This window comes from Marinomonas transparens, assembly GCF_016463975.1.
In the GTDB taxonomy this organism is placed as follows: Bacteria; Pseudomonadota; Gammaproteobacteria; order Pseudomonadales; family Marinomonadaceae; genus Marinomonas; species Marinomonas transparens.
The window spans coordinates 165,001-185,122 of the sequence record NZ_JAEMNX010000001.1; the positions used below are offsets into that span (position 1 = coordinate 165,001).

21 protein-coding genes are annotated in these 20,122 nt (G+C 45.6%); 9 read left to right on the forward strand and 12 right to left on the reverse strand.

Going from position 1 to position 20,122, the window contains the following annotated elements:
• Positions 1-50 precede the first annotated feature (50 nt).
• Positions 51-521, forward strand: coding sequence for a GNAT family N-acetyltransferase (locus I8J31_RS00775; RefSeq protein WP_199466279.1), 471 nt, complete (start codon positions 51-53; stop codon positions 519-521).
• Positions 522-558: 37 nt separating this feature from the next.
• On the opposite strand, the gene I8J31_RS00780 is transcribed toward I8J31_RS00775, so the two are convergent.
• Positions 559-1,470: a LysR substrate-binding domain-containing protein gene (locus I8J31_RS00780; protein WP_325101155.1), complete on the reverse strand. Its 912-nt coding sequence runs from the start codon at positions 1,468-1,470 to the stop codon at positions 559-561.
• A gap of 81 nt (positions 1,471-1,551) precedes the next feature.
• On the opposite strand from I8J31_RS00780, the gene I8J31_RS00785 reads away from it, so the two are divergent.
• Positions 1,552-2,199: a LysE family translocator gene (locus tag I8J31_RS00785; protein WP_199466281.1), complete on the forward strand. Its 648-nt coding sequence runs from the start codon at positions 1,552-1,554 to the stop codon at positions 2,197-2,199.
• Here I8J31_RS00785 and I8J31_RS00790 read toward each other — a convergent pair.
• The 9 genes from I8J31_RS00790 to I8J31_RS00830 form a co-directional block, all read right to left on the reverse strand.
• Positions 2,196-3,491: an amidase gene (locus tag I8J31_RS00790; RefSeq protein ID WP_199466282.1), complete on the reverse strand. Its 1,296-nt coding sequence runs from the start codon at positions 3,489-3,491 to the stop codon at positions 2,196-2,198. The genes I8J31_RS00785 and I8J31_RS00790 overlap by 4 nt on opposite strands.
• Positions 3,492-3,528: 37 nt before the next feature.
• Entirely contained in the window at positions 3,529-4,029 is a 501-nt protein-coding gene (locus I8J31_RS00795) for a flavin reductase (RefSeq protein ID WP_199466283.1), read from the reverse strand.
• Positions 4,030-4,039: 10 nt separating this feature from the next.
• Positions 4,040-4,999 carry a PDR/VanB family oxidoreductase gene (locus I8J31_RS00800; protein WP_199466284.1) on the reverse strand — a complete coding sequence of 320 codons (960 nt, stop codon included), beginning with the start codon at positions 4,997-4,999 and terminating at the stop codon, positions 4,040-4,042.
• Positions 5,000-5,022: 23 nt separating this feature from the next.
• Positions 5,023-5,769: an SDR family NAD(P)-dependent oxidoreductase gene (locus I8J31_RS00805; RefSeq protein ID WP_199466285.1), complete on the reverse strand. Its 747-nt coding sequence runs from the start codon at positions 5,767-5,769 to the stop codon at positions 5,023-5,025.
• Positions 5,770-5,779: 10 nt separating this feature from the next.
• Entirely contained in the window at positions 5,780-6,262 is a 483-nt protein-coding gene (locus I8J31_RS00810; protein ID WP_199466286.1) for an aromatic-ring-hydroxylating dioxygenase subunit beta, read from the reverse strand.
• Positions 6,263-6,264: 2 nt separating this feature from the next.
• Positions 6,265-7,554 (reverse strand): aromatic ring-hydroxylating oxygenase subunit alpha, encoded by a 1,290-nt coding sequence (locus I8J31_RS00815; protein WP_199466287.1) that lies wholly within the window; start codon positions 7,552-7,554, stop codon positions 6,265-6,267.
• A gap of 56 nt (positions 7,555-7,610) precedes the next feature.
• The gene (locus tag I8J31_RS00820) at positions 7,611-8,141 is read right to left on the reverse strand and encodes a nuclear transport factor 2 family protein (protein WP_199466288.1); all 531 of its coding nucleotides are present in this window, start codon (positions 8,139-8,141) and stop codon (positions 7,611-7,613) included.
• A gap of 15 nt (positions 8,142-8,156) precedes the next feature.
• Positions 8,157-8,519 (reverse strand): IacB protein, encoded by a 363-nt coding sequence (locus I8J31_RS00825; protein ID WP_199466289.1) that lies wholly within the window; start codon positions 8,517-8,519, stop codon positions 8,157-8,159.
• Between the two features lie 86 nt (positions 8,520-8,605).
• Positions 8,606-9,796: an acyl-CoA dehydrogenase family protein gene (locus I8J31_RS00830; protein ID WP_199466290.1), complete on the reverse strand. Its 1,191-nt coding sequence runs from the start codon at positions 9,794-9,796 to the stop codon at positions 8,606-8,608.
• 583 nt (positions 9,797-10,379) lie between these two features.
• Here I8J31_RS00830 and I8J31_RS00835 point away from each other — a divergent pair.
• From I8J31_RS00835 to I8J31_RS00865, 7 genes are all read left to right on the forward strand, one after another.
• The gene (locus I8J31_RS00835) at positions 10,380-11,525 is read left to right on the forward strand and encodes an ABC transporter substrate-binding protein (protein WP_199466291.1); all 1,146 of its coding nucleotides are present in this window, start codon (positions 10,380-10,382) and stop codon (positions 11,523-11,525) included.
• A gap of 100 nt (positions 11,526-11,625) precedes the next feature.
• Positions 11,626-12,663: a branched-chain amino acid ABC transporter permease gene (locus I8J31_RS00840; RefSeq protein ID WP_199466292.1), complete on the forward strand. Its 1,038-nt coding sequence runs from the start codon at positions 11,626-11,628 to the stop codon at positions 12,661-12,663.
• Positions 12,663-14,462: a branched-chain amino acid ABC transporter ATP-binding protein/permease gene (locus I8J31_RS00845; protein WP_199466293.1), complete on the forward strand. Its 1,800-nt coding sequence runs from the start codon at positions 12,663-12,665 to the stop codon at positions 14,460-14,462. The genes I8J31_RS00840 and I8J31_RS00845 overlap by 1 nt, the downstream gene beginning before the upstream one ends.
• The gene (locus tag I8J31_RS00850; protein WP_325101156.1) at positions 14,459-15,220 is read left to right on the forward strand and encodes an ABC transporter ATP-binding protein; all 762 of its coding nucleotides are present in this window, start codon (positions 14,459-14,461) and stop codon (positions 15,218-15,220) included. Before I8J31_RS00845 ends, I8J31_RS00850 begins: the two co-directional genes overlap by 4 nt.
• A 27-nt stretch (positions 15,221-15,247) precedes the next feature.
• Entirely contained in the window at positions 15,248-16,234 is a 987-nt protein-coding gene (locus I8J31_RS00855) for a ketopantoate reductase family protein (protein ID WP_199466294.1), read from the forward strand.
• Between the two features lie 28 nt (positions 16,235-16,262).
• Positions 16,263-17,024: a class II aldolase/adducin family protein gene (locus I8J31_RS00860; RefSeq protein WP_199466295.1), complete on the forward strand. Its 762-nt coding sequence runs from the start codon at positions 16,263-16,265 to the stop codon at positions 17,022-17,024.
• Between the two features lie 399 nt (positions 17,025-17,423).
• Positions 17,424-17,909, forward strand: a complete 486-nt coding sequence (locus tag I8J31_RS00865) for a MarR family winged helix-turn-helix transcriptional regulator (protein WP_199466296.1) — start codon at positions 17,424-17,426, stop codon at positions 17,907-17,909.
• Between the two features lie 16 nt (positions 17,910-17,925).
• Here the strand turns inward: I8J31_RS00865 and I8J31_RS00870 are convergent, their stop codons facing one another.
• Positions 17,926-19,662: a bifunctional lysophospholipid acyltransferase family protein/GNAT family N-acetyltransferase gene (locus I8J31_RS00870; protein ID WP_199466297.1), complete on the reverse strand. Its 1,737-nt coding sequence runs from the start codon at positions 19,660-19,662 to the stop codon at positions 17,926-17,928.
• Positions 19,663-19,670: 8 nt separating this feature from the next.
• Positions 19,671-20,120, reverse strand: a complete 450-nt coding sequence (locus tag I8J31_RS00875) for a hypothetical protein (RefSeq protein ID WP_199466298.1) — start codon at positions 20,118-20,120, stop codon at positions 19,671-19,673.
• Between the last annotated feature and the right edge of the window lie 2 nt (positions 20,121-20,122).

Below are 20,122 nucleotides of genomic sequence, written 5' to 3' on the forward strand. Positions count from 1 at the left end.
CTTTAAAAAGCTAATTAAACTCTTATCTCAACTTATAAATGGATATTTTCATGATTATTCGCCCTGCCGTTATTTCCGATGCTGCAACCATTTTAGGCTTTATTACCGACCTCGCTATTTATGAAAAAGAGCCCAACGCCGTACACAACACAGTGGAAATCATCGAGAACACCTTATTTATAGACAATGCCAAAGCCCATGCCCTCATTTGTGAACACGAAGGAGAAGCCATAGGCTTTGCCGTGTACTTTTTCAACTACTCTACTTGGTTAGGGCAACACGGCATTTATTTAGAAGATTTGTATGTATCACCAAAAAAACGTGGTGTGGGTGCAGGCAAAGCCTTAATGAAACATCTAGCAAAGCTTGCTCTAGAGAACAATTGCGGGCGCTTTGAATGGAGTGTATTGAATTGGAATCAAAGCGCCATCGATATGTATGACAGTATTGGCGCTAAGCCTCAAAGCGAATGGACAAGCTACCGCTTAACAGGCGAGGCTTTAGTAAACTTTGCGAAATGATGCTTAAAAAACCTTTTCAAAACGCCATTAAGAAGCCTCACTTGATAGTGGAATTCCCCATGATCCAATCACAAAAAGCAGCAATTCTAGGGTCATGTTTGGGGCTGTCTAGGGTAATCAAGGCATAATCATAGCCTGTCGATTCCATCCCTAGTGGCGCAATTAAGCGTTCACTCTTCAGGTCATCATGCACTAACGGCTGTGAGCCAATTGCCATACCAAGCTGATTTTGCGCCGCTTGTAAGGTATAAAAAAAGTGATCGTAATATTGCTCATTGGCTGGCTTCACTTTCACCATATCATTGGCGATTTTCCAATGATGCCAAGCATCTGGACGCGTACGACTGTGTAACCAATTCGCCTTTTCCAGATCTTTCCCTATGGTGTTATTCCAATAATCTGGCGTGCAAACTGGACCTGCGACCTCTTCTAATATGGGCGTTACACAGTAATCGTCACTGATACCGAAATCGGTACGGCGAATCGCAATGTCGCAATTCTCGGACAATAAATCGATAGGGCCGCCTGCCATACGTAAATCGATGTTTAACTCAGGATGAAGCTCACGAAACGCTCCTAGCCTCGGCATTAGCCAACGCATCGCCAAACTGGGTTCACAGGACACAGTAAGAAATGGTGACGCGCTGTCATGGCGGTGAATTTCTTCTACCGTCTGGCTCAAAGCATCCAGCGCCTCAGTTGCGGTTTTAAACAACCTTTGACCTGCCACCGTTAAATACACTCGACGATTACGGCGAGCAAACAAACTCACACCGATACGCTCTTCCATTTGCCCTACGGCTCGGCTAATCGCTCCATGGGTTAAATGTAGCTCTTCTGCCGCACGGGAAAAACTTTGATGCCGAGCCGCCGCTTCAAACGCTGTCAGTGCAGACAAAGGTGGTAGTTTTCTCTTTTGAGGATAGTCATTTGTGTGATTATTATTCACAGTATTAACCATTTTTTATCGATTTAATTGTGATAAAGACTATCTCATACTATTTATATTCACAAACAAGAGACTATAAACATGATCAACATAGACAATCTCGAACTCTATTCGGTCGCCATCATTACCTTGCTGGCGGTCATTAGTCCGGGACCAGACTTCGCCATGGTCTCCCGTGTGTCGCTATTAAAAGGAAGAAAGGAAGGTATCTTGTGCGCCCTTGGCATCAGCGTGGCAATCGGTGTGCATTTGGCTTACACCTTGCTGGGGCTCGGCATTGTATTCGCCAACAACGTCTGGGTATTAAACACGCTACGTTATCTTGGTGCTTTGTATCTAGTTTGGTTGGGGTTATCTGCTCTGTGGCCAGACATCAAAAGATGGTTCATGACAACAACGCCACCATCAGCCACCAGCCCAATATCGGAACCATTGGCAAACAATAAATCGTCTTTCTGGATGGGCTTCGCCTGCAATGCGTTAAACCCGAAAACCATGCTATTTATCGTGTCACTGTTTAGCCAAGTAATTTCCCCTAACACCTCAGTCGTGATGGAACTTGGCTACGGTTTCTACATCGCTTTCGTGCATTTCCTTTGGTTCGGACTCGTTGCCTGTCTACTCACATCAGCCCCCATACAAAACAAGGTGGCCGCCTGCAAAGTATGGATAGAAAGAGTCACAGGGGTATTGCTAGCCACTCTCGGCGTTCGGTTATTGGCGAGTTAAGCCTTTACTAACAGAGACTCTACCCATTTAGCGACTTGCAATAGCTCGTCATCGGTACGGGGTTTACCGATCAGTTGAATGCCTAAAGGAAGGTGATTGTCATCTGTCATGCCGGGTAGGGTAATGACAGGTAAACCCATGGCTTGCCAAGGGCGACTCATATGAGGGGAGCCGGTTTTATCGTGCCCTAATGGCGCGATATCGGACGCGGCTGGCGCAAGCACGGCATCAATATTAGAGTTCGATGACCACAGCCAATCGCAACAAGCTTCGGCCGCCTTTAAAGACGATAGATAGGTTTCACGATCCATCGACAGACCATCGTCAATGAGTTGTTTAAGAGGGGCGCTCAATAAGTCAGGTTGTTGGGATTCTAGTACCAAGTTACGGCACACTTCCCAAGCCATGATATTGCCATGATGGTCGACCATTTCTTGTAAACGTGTGCCAGCCTCTAGTTCAATCACTTCTACGCCTTGTGCAACCAGCTTATCTGCCAACGCTTGCATGGCTTCGTTCATGGCAGGAGAGGTTTCACCCACCAATTCACCTCGGCAAAATAAGATACGTTTTGGCTTTTTAGCTGCAAAGTTTGCGTTCGCTACAGAGGCAGACTGACGCAGTAAAATAGCACGCAGTAGTTGAATGTCTTCCACATAACGAGAAAACAATCCAAGGGAATCAAGGGACTGGGCTAAGGGCTGGCCACCACGAAGTGAATACTCACCTCGGCTTCCAACATAACCAATAGAACCACAATAAGCCGCAGGACGAATCACCGACGCCGCCGTTTGCGAACCAAGCGCCACAGGCACCATGCCATCGGCAACAGCCGCCGCAGAACCACTCGACGAACCACCCGGTGTGCGAGCTAAATCTGCCGGATTTTGTGTTTTACCCGGTTTGAAGTAGGCAAATTCTGTCGTCACTGTTTTACCTAACACCATGCCGCCAGCTTGACGAATCAGCGCCACACAAGAGGCATCTTCAATAGGTTGACGACCTTTATGAATAGGCGAGCCCATTTCTGTTGGCATGTCTTTGGTATCAATAATGTCTTTAATTCCAATCGGCAACCCTTTCAATTGGCTGGCTTCGTAGAATGACTGGTTATCACGATAATGAGAAAGGTAAGCCGATCTATCTAGCTGATATTGCCACGCCTTAACCTCTGGCTCTCTTGCTTCTATATGATCAAAGCAAGCATGGATGAGCGCTTCTGCACTGTACTCACCTTGCTCTATTGCGTGCAGCATTTGCACTAAGCTCATCTTATTCATTGCGATTGCCATAGGGTATAGAGCTCCTGATAAAGTATGAGAGTGGCTATTAAGCGGAAGCGACCGACTTTTCATCCAACGCGTGATAAGCACGATTAAAGTACACTAAACCACTGCCTTCTGTGCCAACCTTGGCGTCTTTGACTCGGCAATAAAATACCGTGTGCGACCCCATTTCATGGGTTTCGTGTATTTCACAATCAAAACTAACCAAGGCTTCATCTAAGGCCGGAGCACCTGTTTTTAATGTTTGCCAACTGTGTTTAGCAAAACGTTCTTCACTGCTTAAGTCACGATTAGCAAAATCCCAAGACACGCCTTGGTGATGGCTTTGCAAGACGTTTACGCACAATACACCGTTTTCCTTAAAATGCGGGTTCGCAAACGAGTTTCGATTCATACATACCAATAAGGTTGGTGGTTCATCGGTCACACTGGTCACTGCGGTAGCGGTAAAACCATAACACCCAGCCTCACCATCTGTGGTGATAACAGAAACAGCACTGCCCAATAGCGCCATTCCATCTCGAAATAATTTCGTTTCTATCATGACAGTTTCCTTATATATCAATCACTAAACGAGGAGAAAGAGAACGAGAACAACACAAGGTAATTTGGTCATTGTCTTCTTTTTCATCGTCTGTTAAATACACATCCCGATGGTCAGGAATACCTTCACTGACATCACATAAACAGGTACCACAAGTACCTTGCTCACAAGCCACTTGCACTTTAACGCCGGCGGCTTTTAGCGCATCGGCGATGCTTTCGTTTTCACCTACCGTGACGGTGACATCGCTTTGCTCGGCATACACTTCAAAACTGTCGCCGCCAGTTTCAAGTTCAACATTAAAAAACTCACGATGAATATTTGTGTCAGCAAACCCCTGTTTTTTAGCAGCTTCAATCACCCATTCCATAAAGCCATTTGGGCCACATACATAGACATGAACTGAATCATTAGCCCCTTGAAACACTTTAGCTAAGTCTAATCGCTGACCATTATGTTCTGAGGTGAAATGGGTATACACTTGCTCAACAAAGGCGCTGTTTTTTAGCTCATCGAGAAATCCGCTTGTTTGTGCAGAACGACCACAATACCAAAGGTCAAAATCGCCACCTGCGTGATGTAATTCATGGGCCATGGAAATCATTGGGGTGATACCAATACCACCACCAATCAAGATAGACCGCTTTGCTTCTGGCACTAATGGGAATAAGTTACGAGGCTGACTTATCATCAGCTCAGTGCCTTCTAGTAACTTGGTATGAGCGGCAATCGAGCCACCACGAGAATCTGGGTCTTTCAGAATACCGAGGCGATAAACCGAAGTGTCTGCCGGGTCTCCGCAAAGGGAATATTGTCGGATCAACTCATCCCCTAAATGTAAATCAATGTGTGCCCCCGCTTCAAAAGCAGGTAAGGACTTGCCTTGTGGGTCTACCAATTCCAAAACAACTATCGAGTCTGTGTGCATTTCACGCTTTTGCACCACAACCTTTAATAATGCGTCAGGCATATCTTTTTCTCCTTTTGAGAGGGTTAGCGCATGAAAAGGCCGCCATTCACGTCCCAAGTTGTTCCTGTCGTGAAGTAGGCTTCTGGGCTGGCAAATTGCACCACCATATCACCAATAAAATCACCATTTCCTAGGCGTCCTGCTGGAATAGCGCTGAGTAACGTCGGTAAACGCTCTTCAGGAACAAGCGCTTTCACCATCGGAGAATCAATAGGGCCAGGAGCAATGGCATTTACCGTCACGCCGTTTGCGGCCAGCTCTTTAGCAAACACCTTAGTAATGGTGAGAATGCCACCTTTGGAAGCCGCATAGTGTGCACCCGTCGAGGTTCCGCCATTTTGGCCCGCCAAAGACGCCATGTTAATAATGCGACCATAACCTTGTTCTGCCATGTATTTGCCTATCACCTGACAACCGACAAACGCACCGCCTAAATTAACATTCACCACTTGGTTAAATTCTTCAGGTGAAATCTCCATCACAGGCGTGGCCTTAGTGACCGCTGCATTGTTAACCAGCACATGCAATCCACCCCAAAAAGCCAAAACATCCGCTAAAGCGGCTTCAAAGTCGGCCTTTTTTGCAATATTCAGCGTTAAAGGCAAAACACAATTGCCTGTGTTATCTAGTGAAAGCGCCGCTTTTTTTACCGCTTCGCCATCCACGTCGGTTAATACGACTCGATACCCAGCCGCCAATAATCGACCCGCTATCTGATAACCCAAACCTTGCGCAGCACCAGTGACTAAAGCAACCTGTGATTCAGACATTGAATATCTCCTAAAAAATAAAGCTAACGGTACGTAGGAAGCCATCGGCGTGCATCAGCTTCACCACTTTTCGCTGAATGCGGTAGCTATCATCTGTTGGCGTTAATATGTATTCCATGTCAGCAGGATAGGTAACTAATTTGCCATGACGTAATTCATTCAAGGTCATCGCGCAACGCACGACAACTTGATCTGTGCTTTCTTCAAGCACTCGAACACGTGACATCATCCGCACCGTGGCACTTGCCGCGCCGGCAGAAACAGACTCACCACTTTCTAGACGCGCAACACGCATGCGTCGCATGTCTTTGTCGTCTAAAGCTAGGTTCAGCGTGGCTTCGTAGTCAGTTTCATTATTGTCTGTCGGCACTATGTAAAGGCCACTGTCGTTCCACAAAGACAACCAATCTTGATACTCTTTGTGATCCAATAAATCCGCTTCGTGCCAAATAAAGGCGGTTACCTTGTTAACCAAATCTGTGTTGATGCTCATGGTTACTTCTCCTCACCTGCGGCCATCATTTGCTTGTACTTCTGATAGGCACCGCGCATGCCCGTTTCAGAACACACAGCACCAGCCACATTACCATCAGGCGAAGTATGCAAGTTTTCCATCCCTCGGTTCACCAGAATCCAACCGTCTTTACCTGCCATTGAGCCTTTTTGAACACGTTCCCATGCTTCACCATCATCTGGTGTACCAAAGCCCATCGGCCCTTGGAAGTGCTCATGCAAACGCATACGTTTTTGATTAAATACCGCAGGCGCTCCTTCACCACCTATCGCCACGTGCTGAATTTCTGTCTCATTCACGGTAACAGGACGTAGTACACGGAAAAACGCCATAGAACAGGATACGTTAGGGAAAAGATTTAGATTAAACCCAGTACCATGGGCGGCACGTACTAAGCGTTTTACTTGGTCTTCATCCTGGCCTTCATCACGAAGCGCTTGAGCCAGCTCTTCAAACCGCGCTGGAATCGGCTGATCTAGATCGGCTTCTAAGTCAATCAAATCAGGAATCATCACCATCACGCTATGGCCATGACCTAGGTCTTCAACAAAACCTTCACCATCTAAAAAGTCGAAAATATCGGCGGTGGCATCATCCAAAGAGCTGACAAAAGATTTATGAACGATAGGAAAATGATAAGCGTCTGTGGTGTTTTCTAACTGGATTTTCCAGTTACCGGGAAAGTTAAAGCGGTGCTCGCCCAAGACTTTTAATGGGAAACCGCCACCTTGCTTAACAAACAAATCGATCCATTTTTTCGCACCACCAAGAAAGTCTTCTAATGGCTCGATGTCGTCTTTAAAGGTGGCAAAAACCAAGCCCTGATAGGATTCATGGCGCAAGCTTTCAAGGGGTAATTCGCTTTTATCAATGACACCTTCGTATTCTTCTGGCTTTGGTAGACCACGTAAACCGCCATCTAGGGCATAGCCCCAACCATGATAAGGACAGGTAAAAGCTTTGGTTTTTCCCTTACGGCCTTCACACACGGTCGCACCACGGTGTCGGCAACGGTTAAGCAATACATGTGTATTCATCTTACGGTCACGGCTCAAGATAACCGGATGGCGACCAACAAAAGATGTCTTGAAGCTACCCACTTCTGGCACTTCACTTTCATGTCCGATGAAGACCCAAGTATTATTGAATACCTTGTCCAACTCTTCTTCAAAAATAGCAGGATCAGAATACAAGGCCTTATGAACACGCCCATCTTCGACCATATCCGCTGCTTTTAAACTAATATTCTCAAGCTCTATTAATTCGCTCATTGCCATACTCTTAGTAATCTATTGGTCACCCAGCCATTCACTGGCGAGGGGGTTATTTAGTCTTTGGTATCTGGAACAGGAAGTTCGGCATCATTATTCCAGCCACCCACAGGGCGACTGAATAGATTCTCGGTTTCAAAGTGCGACATACGCCAAACACCTTCTTGCTGACGAAACTGAACGCTAAGTCGAGCACTATTGAGGTGTGAACCACCTGCACTAAAGGTCGATACCTGCAACATATTCCAGCTACCAAACGCCACATCACCATCAACTCGAATCACTTGTGACGCCAAGTAATGAACATTTAGCGCAAAATGCGGAGGCTCAACCGTGTATTTCGCTAACATATCAAGGATGGCATCACGGCCTTGGTATCCGCCAAAGCTCTTTGCATAACGAGCACCTTTACCTTCCCAGCGAGCGTCTTGCGTAAATAAATCGCCCAACTCATCTAATGGTGTTTGTGGGTTCAAATGGTCACACAAGTCCATATAGCGGTTGATGCAGGCTGAAATATCTCGCTCACTTTCTAGCCTAGAAAGTCGTTGCTGAAGTTGCGCATTTTGCTGTTCAAGGTTGGTCATCAACTTGGCCTTAACTTAAGCTGTCTGTACGATCAATTCACGACCGATACGAGATTCCACTTTAGCGTAGCGCCAAAGTTTATAAGGTGAATCGCCTACCGACGTGGTACGGAACAAGTTACAACAAGCCGTCACCGTGTCGTAATCGATCACGTCGGCAAGAAGATAGGTTGTCCAAGGGTAACCAGAAGAAGGGCCAACCATGCTTTGGTCATCGTCCATATTACCAATCACAGTAACGCCTTCCATGTTATGAATGCCGTTCCACATTTCACTAAATGCCGCCCATACGTCCAATTGCTCTTCTCTTGGCGCATCCATGAAATTCTGATTAATACCCATGCAAAACATAACGCGTAACGGTTTTTTATCACTCATAATCTGTGTCTCCTTGATTCGAATTCTAGGTTAGAAATAGGTTCTAATTAGTAACAAAATCGTTCTTTCTATTGCGGTACGACAATTTATAGATAGCCTGGAAAAGGCTTCAATCCAAAGAAAACTGCTCCAGCATTTTGCCAAGTAACATCTCCCATAAAGGCATGTTGAGTCACCACTTGAGCATCATTAACAAAACGCGATAATGGGTTCGTTCGATAAACACCTGTCATACCAGAAAGCAATTGCACTCTTCGCGCCACATCGGCGGAAACGCGAGCGGCATGAGTCGAAGAAAGTCGTAATAGATTTACCTGTTCCACCGATGCTTCCTCACCTTTTTCAAGAGTGTTCCACGCATCCGTAATGGATTCATAAAAGAAGCTACGTGCAGCGCGCAACTCGGCTTCTGCTTTAGCCAATTCGGCCTGAGTAAGAGGGCGCTCACCAATGTTTGGCGCACCTGTGACAGACGCTCGACCTGATGCCATGGATTTCAGCTCATCCAATGCAGCGCGAGCAATACCTAACCCCACGACAGATAAAACTTGCGTCGCAAAAGACAAAGATGGATAGCGGAAAATCGTTTCATTCAAATTCGATGGGCCACCACGAACAAAGGTCCAGTTTTCGGCCACTTCAACATCGTTAACCACAAGATCATGGCTACCAGTGCCGGCTAAACCCACCACATCCCAGTTGTGCACAACATCGGCTTTACTCGCAGGCATAACGGCCATTCTTGGTAAACCTAGTTTGTCACCTTCTTTGGGTGCGATACCCACACCAACGATGTCCGCCCCTTTACAACCACTGGAAAACTTCCAGCGACCTTTTACTTTAAAGCCGCCATCTACTAGATCGGCTGGCTGAGGAGGAAAAATCCCCCCAGCAAAGATTTTGTTAGGCGTTTCGGCATAAATGGTTTTAATGGTTTCCAAAGGCAAGGCAGATAAATACACCACTCCCATACCAAAACTGGCCACCCAACCGGCCGAACCATCGGCTTTCGAGATTTCTTCGATCACTTCACAAAATTGCGCCGCACTTAACTCATCACCGCCTAGGCTCTTAGGCACTAACGCTCGGTAAATACCTAAATCGCGAAATCGCTCAATAATGTCCTGACTAATAAATTGTTGATCATCAAATTCATTTGCTCTGGCACGAGTACGAATGTCATCCATTAGCTTTTTAAACTCATCACCATGAAGCGCATCATGGATGGAGCCTTGGGAGGCCTTCGGAAAAGTTGCCACACTATTATCTTGAATCATCAGTTGAATCCTCCTAGTAGGCTCAACACCGAATGTATTTCGTGAATCACGTAAACTTCTTTTTATAAAATCCTATTTTTTTACTTTACTTGTCAACTAATTTTTCAATTAAATACTCAACTTTATGAAGGCACAAAATTGATGCAAAAAATACATACCGCACCAACTAAAAGCACAACCACAGCAAGAGATAAGCACTTTATATTTTTATTAAATTGTTGATATATAAATATATTTTAAAAATACACGTCAAATTTTATTTTCACCGACCACAAAACATCAAAAACAAAAAACGCCATATCAAAAATATTTTAATTCGAAAAAAACATACCTAAAAAACCATATTTTTTGTTCTTTTTTATTCACTATAAAATCCAACAATCACAAGGCGTTAGCGCTTATTTTTCTGGTCAAAAAAACAACACTAAAAGACTCTTTAGACCCTTGTAAGAAGCAAGACTCACGATAGTGCACCCCCACTAAATGGCACACTTAGTGCAAAAGACCTAAAAACAATCTGAGTTTTTGAGACGTTTTTTAAGGCCATATGGCACGAAACTAACAACCACAACAGGAGATTCTTATGCTGTCTAAGAAAATATGTACCGCTCTGTTTTTAACCTCGTCATTGCTTGCCCCGTTAGCGAATGCAGAGATTAAAATTGGGGTTGTTAGCTCAAGTACAGGCCCAATTGCCCTAGTCGGCATTCCGCAAAAGAACACAGTCGCCCTGCTGCCTAAATCCGTTGCGGGTGAGAAAGTTACTTACATTTCACTGGATGATGGCAGCGACCCGACTGCCACAGTAAAAGCCTTCAAAAAACTCATTGATGAAGAAAAAGTAGACGCGATTATTGGGCCTAGTGGTTCAGGTAATGCCATGGGCGTGATTCAGTTCGCTGCCGAATCTGGTACACCTATGCTGGCACCAGTTGGAACAGCCGCTGTGGTTCTTCCAATGACAGAGCAAAAAAAATGGGTATTTAAGACGACACAAAACGATGACTTAATTGCCTCAGCTTTGGTCGATCAAATGAAATCGTCAGGTGTCAAAACCATAGGCTTATTTGGAACCGCCGACCCTTTTGGGGAAAACTGGTCAAAGGTAATGAAGGAGCTAACGAAAAAAGCTGGTATCAAGATTGTTGCGAATGAATACTTCCAACGTCAGGACACTTCCGTAACAGGACAAAGTTTAAAAATTCTAATCGCCAATCCTGATGCTGTTTTAATTGCCGCTCCGGGCAGCTCGTCGGTTATGCCGCAAACCACTCTTAAAGAGCAAGGCTATGGCGGGCAAATTTATCAGACTCATGGGGCCGCTCTTGATCCATTTTTACGCTTAGGTGGTAAAGCCGTAGAGGGTACTATTCTGGCAGCCAGTTTGATGCTGGTTCTGGACGAAGTGCCAGATAGCCCATCCAAGGCCATTGCGACCAAATACGTTGCCGACTACAAAAACCTTTATGGAAAAACACCAGCAACGTTCGGAGGCAATGTGTTTGATGCTGGGCTTTTGTTAAAGAATGCCATCCCTTCCGCTTTAAAAGCTGGCAAACCGGGCACACCAGAGTTTCGTGCCGCTTTACGAAGCGCTCTTGAACACACCAAAGAAATGCCAGCCACACAAGGGGTTTATAACTTAACACCTGCGGATCATAGTGGTTTTGATGAACGCGGACGCGAGCTGATCACAGTGAAAAATGGCAAATGGACTTTGTTGAAATAAAACCGTTTCACTTGGCACTGTCGTCAATGACCCAGTGCCAATTCCCTAATAATAAAATTTTAGAGCTCATTAAACACAGAGAGACAAGGAATCCGAATAGATGAATTTTCAGATTGCCACACTGCTCGGACAGGATGGGTTAACCAACGGCGCTATTTATGCCTTGTTAGCATTATCCATTTTGCTGGTCTTTACCGTGACGCGCATTTTACTTATCCCTCTGGGTGAATTTGTGACCTTTGGTGCCTTAACCATGGCCGCCATTCAAATGGGCAAAGCGCCAGTGTTGGAATGGCTTTTATTATTACTGACCACTATCGATTGCAGTCTCGACATTTATCAGCAAGCCAGAACTCGAATCGACAAAACCAAGTTGCAAAAAACAGCGCTCAAGCTTGGCTACGCCTTATTAATGGTTGGCTTAATGCATTATCTGAATTTGGCTGAAACGCCAATGTTTTTCCAAGCCGTATTAACTTTATGCTTGATTGTGCCACTTGGCCCGATTATGTATCGCTTGTTCTTCCAACCACTGGCCGATGCACCTGCACTGGTATTACTCATTGTTTCTATTGCCACTCATGTTGCCATGGTCGGTGTCGGGCTTCTGTTATTTGGTCCTGAGGGCGCTCGCACTCAGCCTTTCTCAGATTCTGGTTTCCGCTTAGGCAACGTCATGCTGAAAAGCCAAACCTTATGGATCATTCTGGTCTCCATTGTATTGATCGTTAGTCTCTTTATCGCCTTCGAACGCACTTTATACGGTAAAGCCTTACGAGCCACCGCGGTAAATAGAATGGGCGCTCGACTACAAGGCATTTCACCTGTTTTTGCAGGCAAGGCGACCTTTGCATTAGCGGCATTTTTAGGTGCTGCATCGGGCATTTTAATCGCCCCGATTACCACGCTTTACTATGACTCAGGCTTCATTATCAGCTTAAAAGGTTTTGTTGGCGCCATTATCGGCGGGTTGATTAGCTACCCTATTGCCGCCATAGGAGCCGTGGCGGTTGGCATGATTGAGGCTTTTTCCATGTTCTGGGCAAGCAACTACAAAGAGATCATTGTTTTCACATTGATTATTCCATTCCTAATTTGGCGCTCGATGAACAGCCAGCATGTAGAGGATGAGGAATAATGAAACATCGTTACCTAATCGCTATCGGGCTCGTCTTTTTAACACTTGCTCCACTGGTATTACCGACCTACCAAGTCACCTTGCTAAACTATATTGGCTTATACGCTTTAGTGGTTCTTGGCTTAATTCTACTCACAGGCGTTGGCGGTATGACCAGCTTTGGTCAAGCGGCTTTCGTTGGGTTAGGCGCTTACACCACCGCCTATCTGACCACAACTGAACAGTTGCCAGCATGGTTAAGCTGGACAGCAGGTTCGCCTTGGTTGGCACTCCTTGTCGGAATCACTCTCACTGCGGCGGTGGCTCTGTTTCTCGGCGCTCTCACCTTACGCTTATCAGGTCACTATTTGCCTTTGGGAACCATTGCTTGGGGCATTTCCCTTTATTATCTATTCGGCACAATGAGTTCCATGGGCGGCCATACTGGCATCAGCGGATTGCCTTCTCTCAGTTTTTTCGGGCTATTGCTCGATAAAGGCGAAAAGATTTTCTATCTCATCTGGGTGATTCTCTTATTGGCGATCTGGATCACCAGCAATCTATTAAATTCACGGGAAGGACGAGCTATTCGCGCACTCAAAGGCGGACAACTAATGGCGGAATCCATGGGCGTAAACACCTTTCGCTCCAAGATGGTGATCTTTCTCATATCAGCTCTTTTTGCGGCTATTTCTGGCTGGCTTTACGCTCACACTCAACGCTTTGTTAACCCGACACCCTTCGGTCTGCACATGGGCATTGACTACTTATTTATGGCACTTATTGGTGGCGTTGGTAGTGTATGGGGAGCACTCGTTGGCGCCGGTGTACTCACCATGCTTAAGCAATGGTTACAGGATTGGCTACCGCTTATTATGGGCAGCAATGGTCAATATGAAACCATTGTCTTTGGCCTACTGATCGTCTTTATGATGCAGCGCTCTCCGGGTGGTTTGTGGCCTTTATTGGTCAAACTAGTCCCTATGCGCTGGCGTATTCAACAGCACATTTTGATCAATGAAAACGTCGATAACCTTTCCCGTAGACCCCTTCCTGAAAAAGGTGAGTTACTACTCGAAGCCCACGATGTCACTCGTCGGTTTGGTGGCTTGGTTGCTAATAATAAGATGAACCTATCACTTCATGCTGGGGAGGTCCTCGCCCTCATCGGCCCGAATGGCGCAGGTAAGAGCACCATGTTCAATCAATTGTCTGCGGTGGATACACCAAGCGACGGCGAGGTGATCTTCATGGGCACAAGTTTACAAGGTAAAAGCTCTCGCCAAGTCGCTAACATGGGTATGAGCCGCACCTTCCAGCATGTGAAGCTGTTACCCACGATGACAGTGCTTGAAAACGTTGCCTTGGGTGCACACATGCGCGGCTCAAAAGGTGTCATGAGTGCCGCCTTGCACAGAGAAAGAGAAGAAGAACAACGACTGCTGAAAGAAGCCAAGTACCAACTCGAACGAGTAGGTTTAGGTGATCACCTTTATGCAGAAGCGGGAAGCTTGGCGCTTGGCCAACAACGCATCCTCGAAATCGCAAGGGCATTGTGTGCTGACCCTTGTGTCTTGTTACTAGACGAACCTGCGGCGGGTTTACGCTTTAAAGAAAAGCAAGCTTTAGCGCAATTGCTCACCAAATTAAAAGAAGAGGGTTTAGCTATTCTGCTTGTTGAGCATGATATGGACTTTGTTATGAACCTTGTGGATCGGATAGTCGTCATGGAATTTGGAGAGAAAATCGCCGAGGGTAAACCCGAAGAAATTCAAACCAACCCTGCCGTATTAGAAGCGTATTTGGGAGGGGAAGAGTGAATCAATCAAGCAATATAGACTTATTAAAAGTCAGTGACCTAAAAGTCGCCTACGGCAAAGTCAATGCGCTAACAGGCATAGACCTTACGCTCAAAGAAGGTCAATTAGTCACTGTCATCGGACCAAACGGGGCAGGCAAAACAACGCTTTTATCGGCCATCATGGGAGTTCTGCCATCGAGTGGCATTATTCGATTTGATGATAAAGAGTTTACCAGCCCAGAAGTGGAAACACTGGTTGGCCATGGTCTTGGCTTAGTCCCAGAAAAACGCGAACTGTTTACCAGCATGAGCGTGCAAGATAATTTATTGCTCGGCGCTTTTCTGCGTTATCGAAAAGGCGATAAAACCTACGATAAGACGTTAGCTGAAATCTACAGCTTATTCCCTCGCCTTTGGGAACGTCGCCAACAACAAGCGGGCACCTTATCCGGTGGCGAAAGACAAATGCTGGCCATTGGCCGAGCCATGATGAGCAAGCCTAAACTACTCATGCTTGATGAACCCAGCTTAGGGCTAGCGCCATTAATCACCCGCGAAATCTTTCGCATTTTCAGCGACCTAAGACGCCAGGGTGTTTCCATTCTATTGGTCGAACAAAACGCTCGCGCCGCACTCAGAGTGGCGGATTACGCCTATGTGCTTGAAGGCGGCCAAGTCGCTATGCAGGGGCCAGCAGCCGAGCTTGCCAATGACCCAAAAGTCATTGAGACGTATTTAGGCTTAGCAAATAAACACCAAGAATTATTATCCAGTTAACCTTTGAGAAAAATAGAAGATTACACTATGAAAATTTGTATCGCAGGCGCAGGTGCCATTGGTTGTACTATCGCTGCTCGACTCGCCCATTCAGGCCAAGACGTAAATGTATTAGCTCGCGGAGAAACACTGGCCGCTATCAAGAAAGAGGGTATCAAACTAACGGATTTAGACGGTGACTATCAGGTACCTGTCAACGCCAGTGAATCTGCTGAAGAATTAGGCCCGCAAGACCTTATTTTTATCTGCACAAAAGCACCAGCGTTGCCCGTTATGCTCGAAAAAATACAGCCAATGCTGCACGAAAAGACCATCGTGATTCCTGCCGTAAACGGCATTCCTTGGTGGTACTTCCAAGGAATAGAAGGTCGCTTCTCTGGAGAAAACATTCAATCCATTGACCCTGAAGGCAGTGTTAGCAAACTCCTGCCTCATAAGCACCTAATTGGCTGTGTGGTGTTTATTACTGCCTCTCGCCAAGCTCCTGCGGTTGTCAAAGCGACCAATCCTCACTTAATCGTATTAGGCGAAATTACGAATGAAATGACAGAGCGACTAGAAAGCGTTCGCCATGTTATTGAACTGGCAGGCATAGAAGCCAGAGCAACCGACAATATTCGAGATCAGTTATGGACAAAGGTCGCCGCTAACATTACATCCAACCCATTATCAGTGGTCACAAAAGGTACCTTAGAACAGGTTTACGCAGACGATAGGCTCAAACCATTGGTTCGCCAGATGCTAGATGAAGTGCTACTCACCGCTGCCGCTTATGGCGCACGAATTCGTTTTGACCCTCATACCTTTATGGAATTAGGTGCTGGAATGGGAGCCGTAAAAACCTCCATGCTACAAGACTTTGAAGCAGGACAACCGCTTGAACTGAGTGCCATTGGCCACTCGGTGATCGAGCTAGCCAACAAGGTAGGTACACCTATGGTGGCTACCCAAAACTTACTCAACGTGACGGAGTTTATTGCCACTCACCACACTCACTTGCCAAAAGCGTCATAAAGCACGAAGACACATTAAGGAAATAACGATGAGCAAAACATTGTCACGACCATCACACATTAACGAAGAAGAGTGGGAACTAAGAGTTAAATTGGCTCATTGCTACCACCTAATTGATTTCTTTGGCTGGACAGAGACCATTTTCAACCACATATCAGCACGCCTCCCCAATGTAGAAGGCGAATATCTGGTGAACCCTTTTGGCCTTAACTACACAGAAATCACACCACTGAACTTGATCAAAGTCGATGTAAATGGCAACAAACTAGACGACTCGCCATACGATGGAAACCCAGCAGGCTTTGCACTTCATGGGGCGATCCATACGGCAAGGGAAGACGTACATTGTGTGATTCATACGCACACCAACGAAGTATCCGCTGTCGCTATGAAAAAAATCGGCTTCACCCATGACAGTTTCTATGGCGCACAACTTTACGGCCGTGTCGGCTATCATACCTTCGAAGGCATCACGCTTTATGATGATGAAAGAAGCCGAATGCTCGAAAGCCTAGGAAATAAACACATTTTAGTGTTACGTAATCACGGTATTGCCGTAGGCGAATTTGATATTGAACGTACTTTCTTTTTACTCTGGACGGTACAACGAGCCGCCGAGATTCAAGTCACATCAGGTGCACTGGGCGGCGAAGATGTCCCTCTACCAGAAACCATCAGCCAAAAATGTGCGGAACAAACGCAAATGCTCATTAGCAATAGTGGCTTTGCCAATAAATTTTACACCGCCATGGTTCGCAAAATGGAAAGCGAAAGAGGCGCCTACTGGTAATTTCATAGACTCAAAAATGACCAGAATACTTCTGGTCATTTTCCCTACTTAGCAATCCAATCAGGCTCTTGTAAATTGACTAGATACACCAACCTTTTGTACAGTCTATGGCTAAGGAAGGTCTGAACAAGTCCTCTTGTCTCAGCATGTGGATAAAAGCCTGTTATTCGAGGCGAGTGCCGAATGTGAATAGTTGCCCTATTGTCGAGGTGCTCAACAAAGAATTCAGGCTTTTAGACCATGCCCTACGGGTCTTTCAGAGAAAACGCCACACTGCGTTGCGACTCTTTGAAAGGTACCTACATTACATCAGAGTCGCGCCTTATTTGACGATTTCTCTGAAAGACTGAGTCTTAGTAGACTTATTCAGACCTTCCCTAATAGGAGCAAAGACCTTTAATGACAAACAAACCTCGACTACCCCGTAGCCAAAAATACAATCCAGCAAGTGACGACTTTCACAAAGAAGACTTTCCCTTCTATTGGCTTGCCCGTGTCCATGGCCGCTATACCATGGCGATGGAAAAAGCCCTAAAAAAAATTGGTCTCGACATACCAAGATGGCGCATCCTGTTCATTTTAAAAGAAGAAGGCACCACCAGCGTATCGCAAATTGCCATCCACGCTATCGCTAAATTACCCACCATCACCAAAATCATCCAACGTATGAAAGAAGACGGACTGATTGAGACCAAGGTACGCAGTGAAGATGGGCGAGTAACCGATGTGACTCTTACAGAAAAGGGCCTGCAAGCCATTGCTGATATTCAAGATGTGACTCAGGACCTATTTCGCCAAAGCTTTAAAGGCATGACAGAAGCTAAAATACAAAGGCTCAACAAGTTGTTGGAAGAGCTATTCCACAACTTGCCGGAGCACTTTTAGTAAACCCAGATCAGAGCTACTTTTGTAAGTAACTTTCTGCCTCTGCTCTTCCCATGTATTTCCCTAAGGTTTTTACTGGCACGTCTTTTAGATTTACTACGATCAAACCATCCAAGGTATTGTTAAAGGCAGAATCCACGTTAAAACATACCAACTTGCCGTTCATTTTCAGATACTGGCGCAACAGGATGGGCAAACCTTTTCCTGACTCCATCTTGGCAAGCACTTTTGACAATAGGGAAACGCTTGCTAACGCCGTCAAGAGATGAGGCTGCCAAAAAGGCATCTCGCTATTTTTTAACGGTGTCGAGGCAGCGACTAACGCGGCTTTTTGTTGATCATAAAAATGGATGGACAATACCGCCGCCATCAATTCTCTGGCACTGTGACTGTATTCATTGCTGATACTGACTGGCCCAAACAGGTGCGTATACTTAGGATGGCGATGCACAAAGGTGGCGATGCCTTTCCACAGCATGAACAGGGAATTTAAATTCTTTTGATAATGGGCCGCCACCACAGAACGCCCCACTTCGATACTATTGTCCAAGCTATCAATAAAGGCTTGGTCGTATTCAAACAAGCTACGGGAATACAGGCTTTCTAAGCCCTTTTCTTTGATCAATTCATCGACTAAGCCTAAGCGATATGAACCGACGATTTCTTTATTATCTCTATGCCAAACAAACAACTGATGATAATAGCGATCGAACTCATCAAGGTCACAGGCCAATCCTGTACCTTCACCTACAGCACGAAAATTCTCTTCTCGAATACGTCCAATTTCCTTCATCAACTCTGGAATCGATTGGCTAGGAGCGCAATACACAGCAAAGCAACCTTGCTCTACCAGCAGCATCTCTTCAGGAAGGGCATTGATTTCTTGTTCTAGTTTATCAACAGCAATGGCGTCGATAATCGGCGCCATGGATGCTTCCACCGCCCCTTTATTTAACGATCTTTTTGAGCTCATCAAATAGGTATTTAAACGTAAGTAGTGCACTAAATCTTGGTCTTTTTGAAACTCACTCACTTCAGAATAAGGGATTGGGCTACCGATAGATAAGGCAATACTAGACTCTCTTTTATTCAGTAACTCTTTACCTAAAAGCGCCGTTCTGAGTAATGGATGAACGCGCCCTGCTCGATAAAACAAGGGGCTGTTTTTGCCATTAATAAAGATAGGAACTGTCGTGGCCTGTGCGCGCTTTACAAACTTAGCAACCGAGTTACTCCAAGTCACATCCGACAAGACTTTGCTTCCTTTCGGATAGGAGGACACCTCTCCTGCAGGAAAAATCACCAACAGACCACCATCGCTCAGGTGTTGATTCGCATCACGAATCGCTATGCTGTTGGTCTGCTTAGCGGTTTTACCACCAAATACGTCTACCCCAATAAACAGCTCTGAAATCTCAGGAACACGTTTCAACATTTGATTCGCCAAGACTTTAATATCCTGACGACGTTCAGCAATCAATGCGGCTAATATCACACCCTCAATAGCGCCAAGAGGGTGGTTCGCCACAATGACCACAGGCCCAGTTTGAGGGATATTATCGAGAGAGCCTTGCTCTAGATAATAACTCGCATTCAGTGCCTTTAAGGTGTATTTCATAAAATCAACGCTCGACAAGCCTAGTGGTCGTTGTTGATAAAAATCATCTAACTTAGACAAGCCAGAGAGCCATTCAACAAAAGACTCACCAATGCCGAAGGGCGTAAAATGTGGCAAACGAAACGGACTAGTCATTGCTCTACTTAAGCCTTATTCAATAATTGGTAAAGAAAACCATTGACCATTTTCAGGTCACGGACAACAAGAAAAGCACCACATGCCCAAACCAAACACGCCATGCCAAACAACAAACCACCGTCATTACCAACGACTTCACCACTGGCGTTAAATTCTGGCATCAACACGCCAAGTGGCGTAAACAGGTGGAAAAAGATAGCGCCACTCATAATGCCCACAGCCATAACAGCGCCAAGGCCATGAAAGCGGGTAAACAACAAAATAGCCGCTATCAGCTCAGCACTACCAATCAAATAAGCGCCGTATTGACCAAACAAGCGAATGCCTGACCATTCACCTAGGGTTCCGAAAATGTACTCTGTTTCAGGTGAACCAGTGAATTTAAAAAACAACGACTGTACGAACACAAAAGCAATAAAGACCGCTGGACCATATTTAATAAGATTTTTCTTCATTT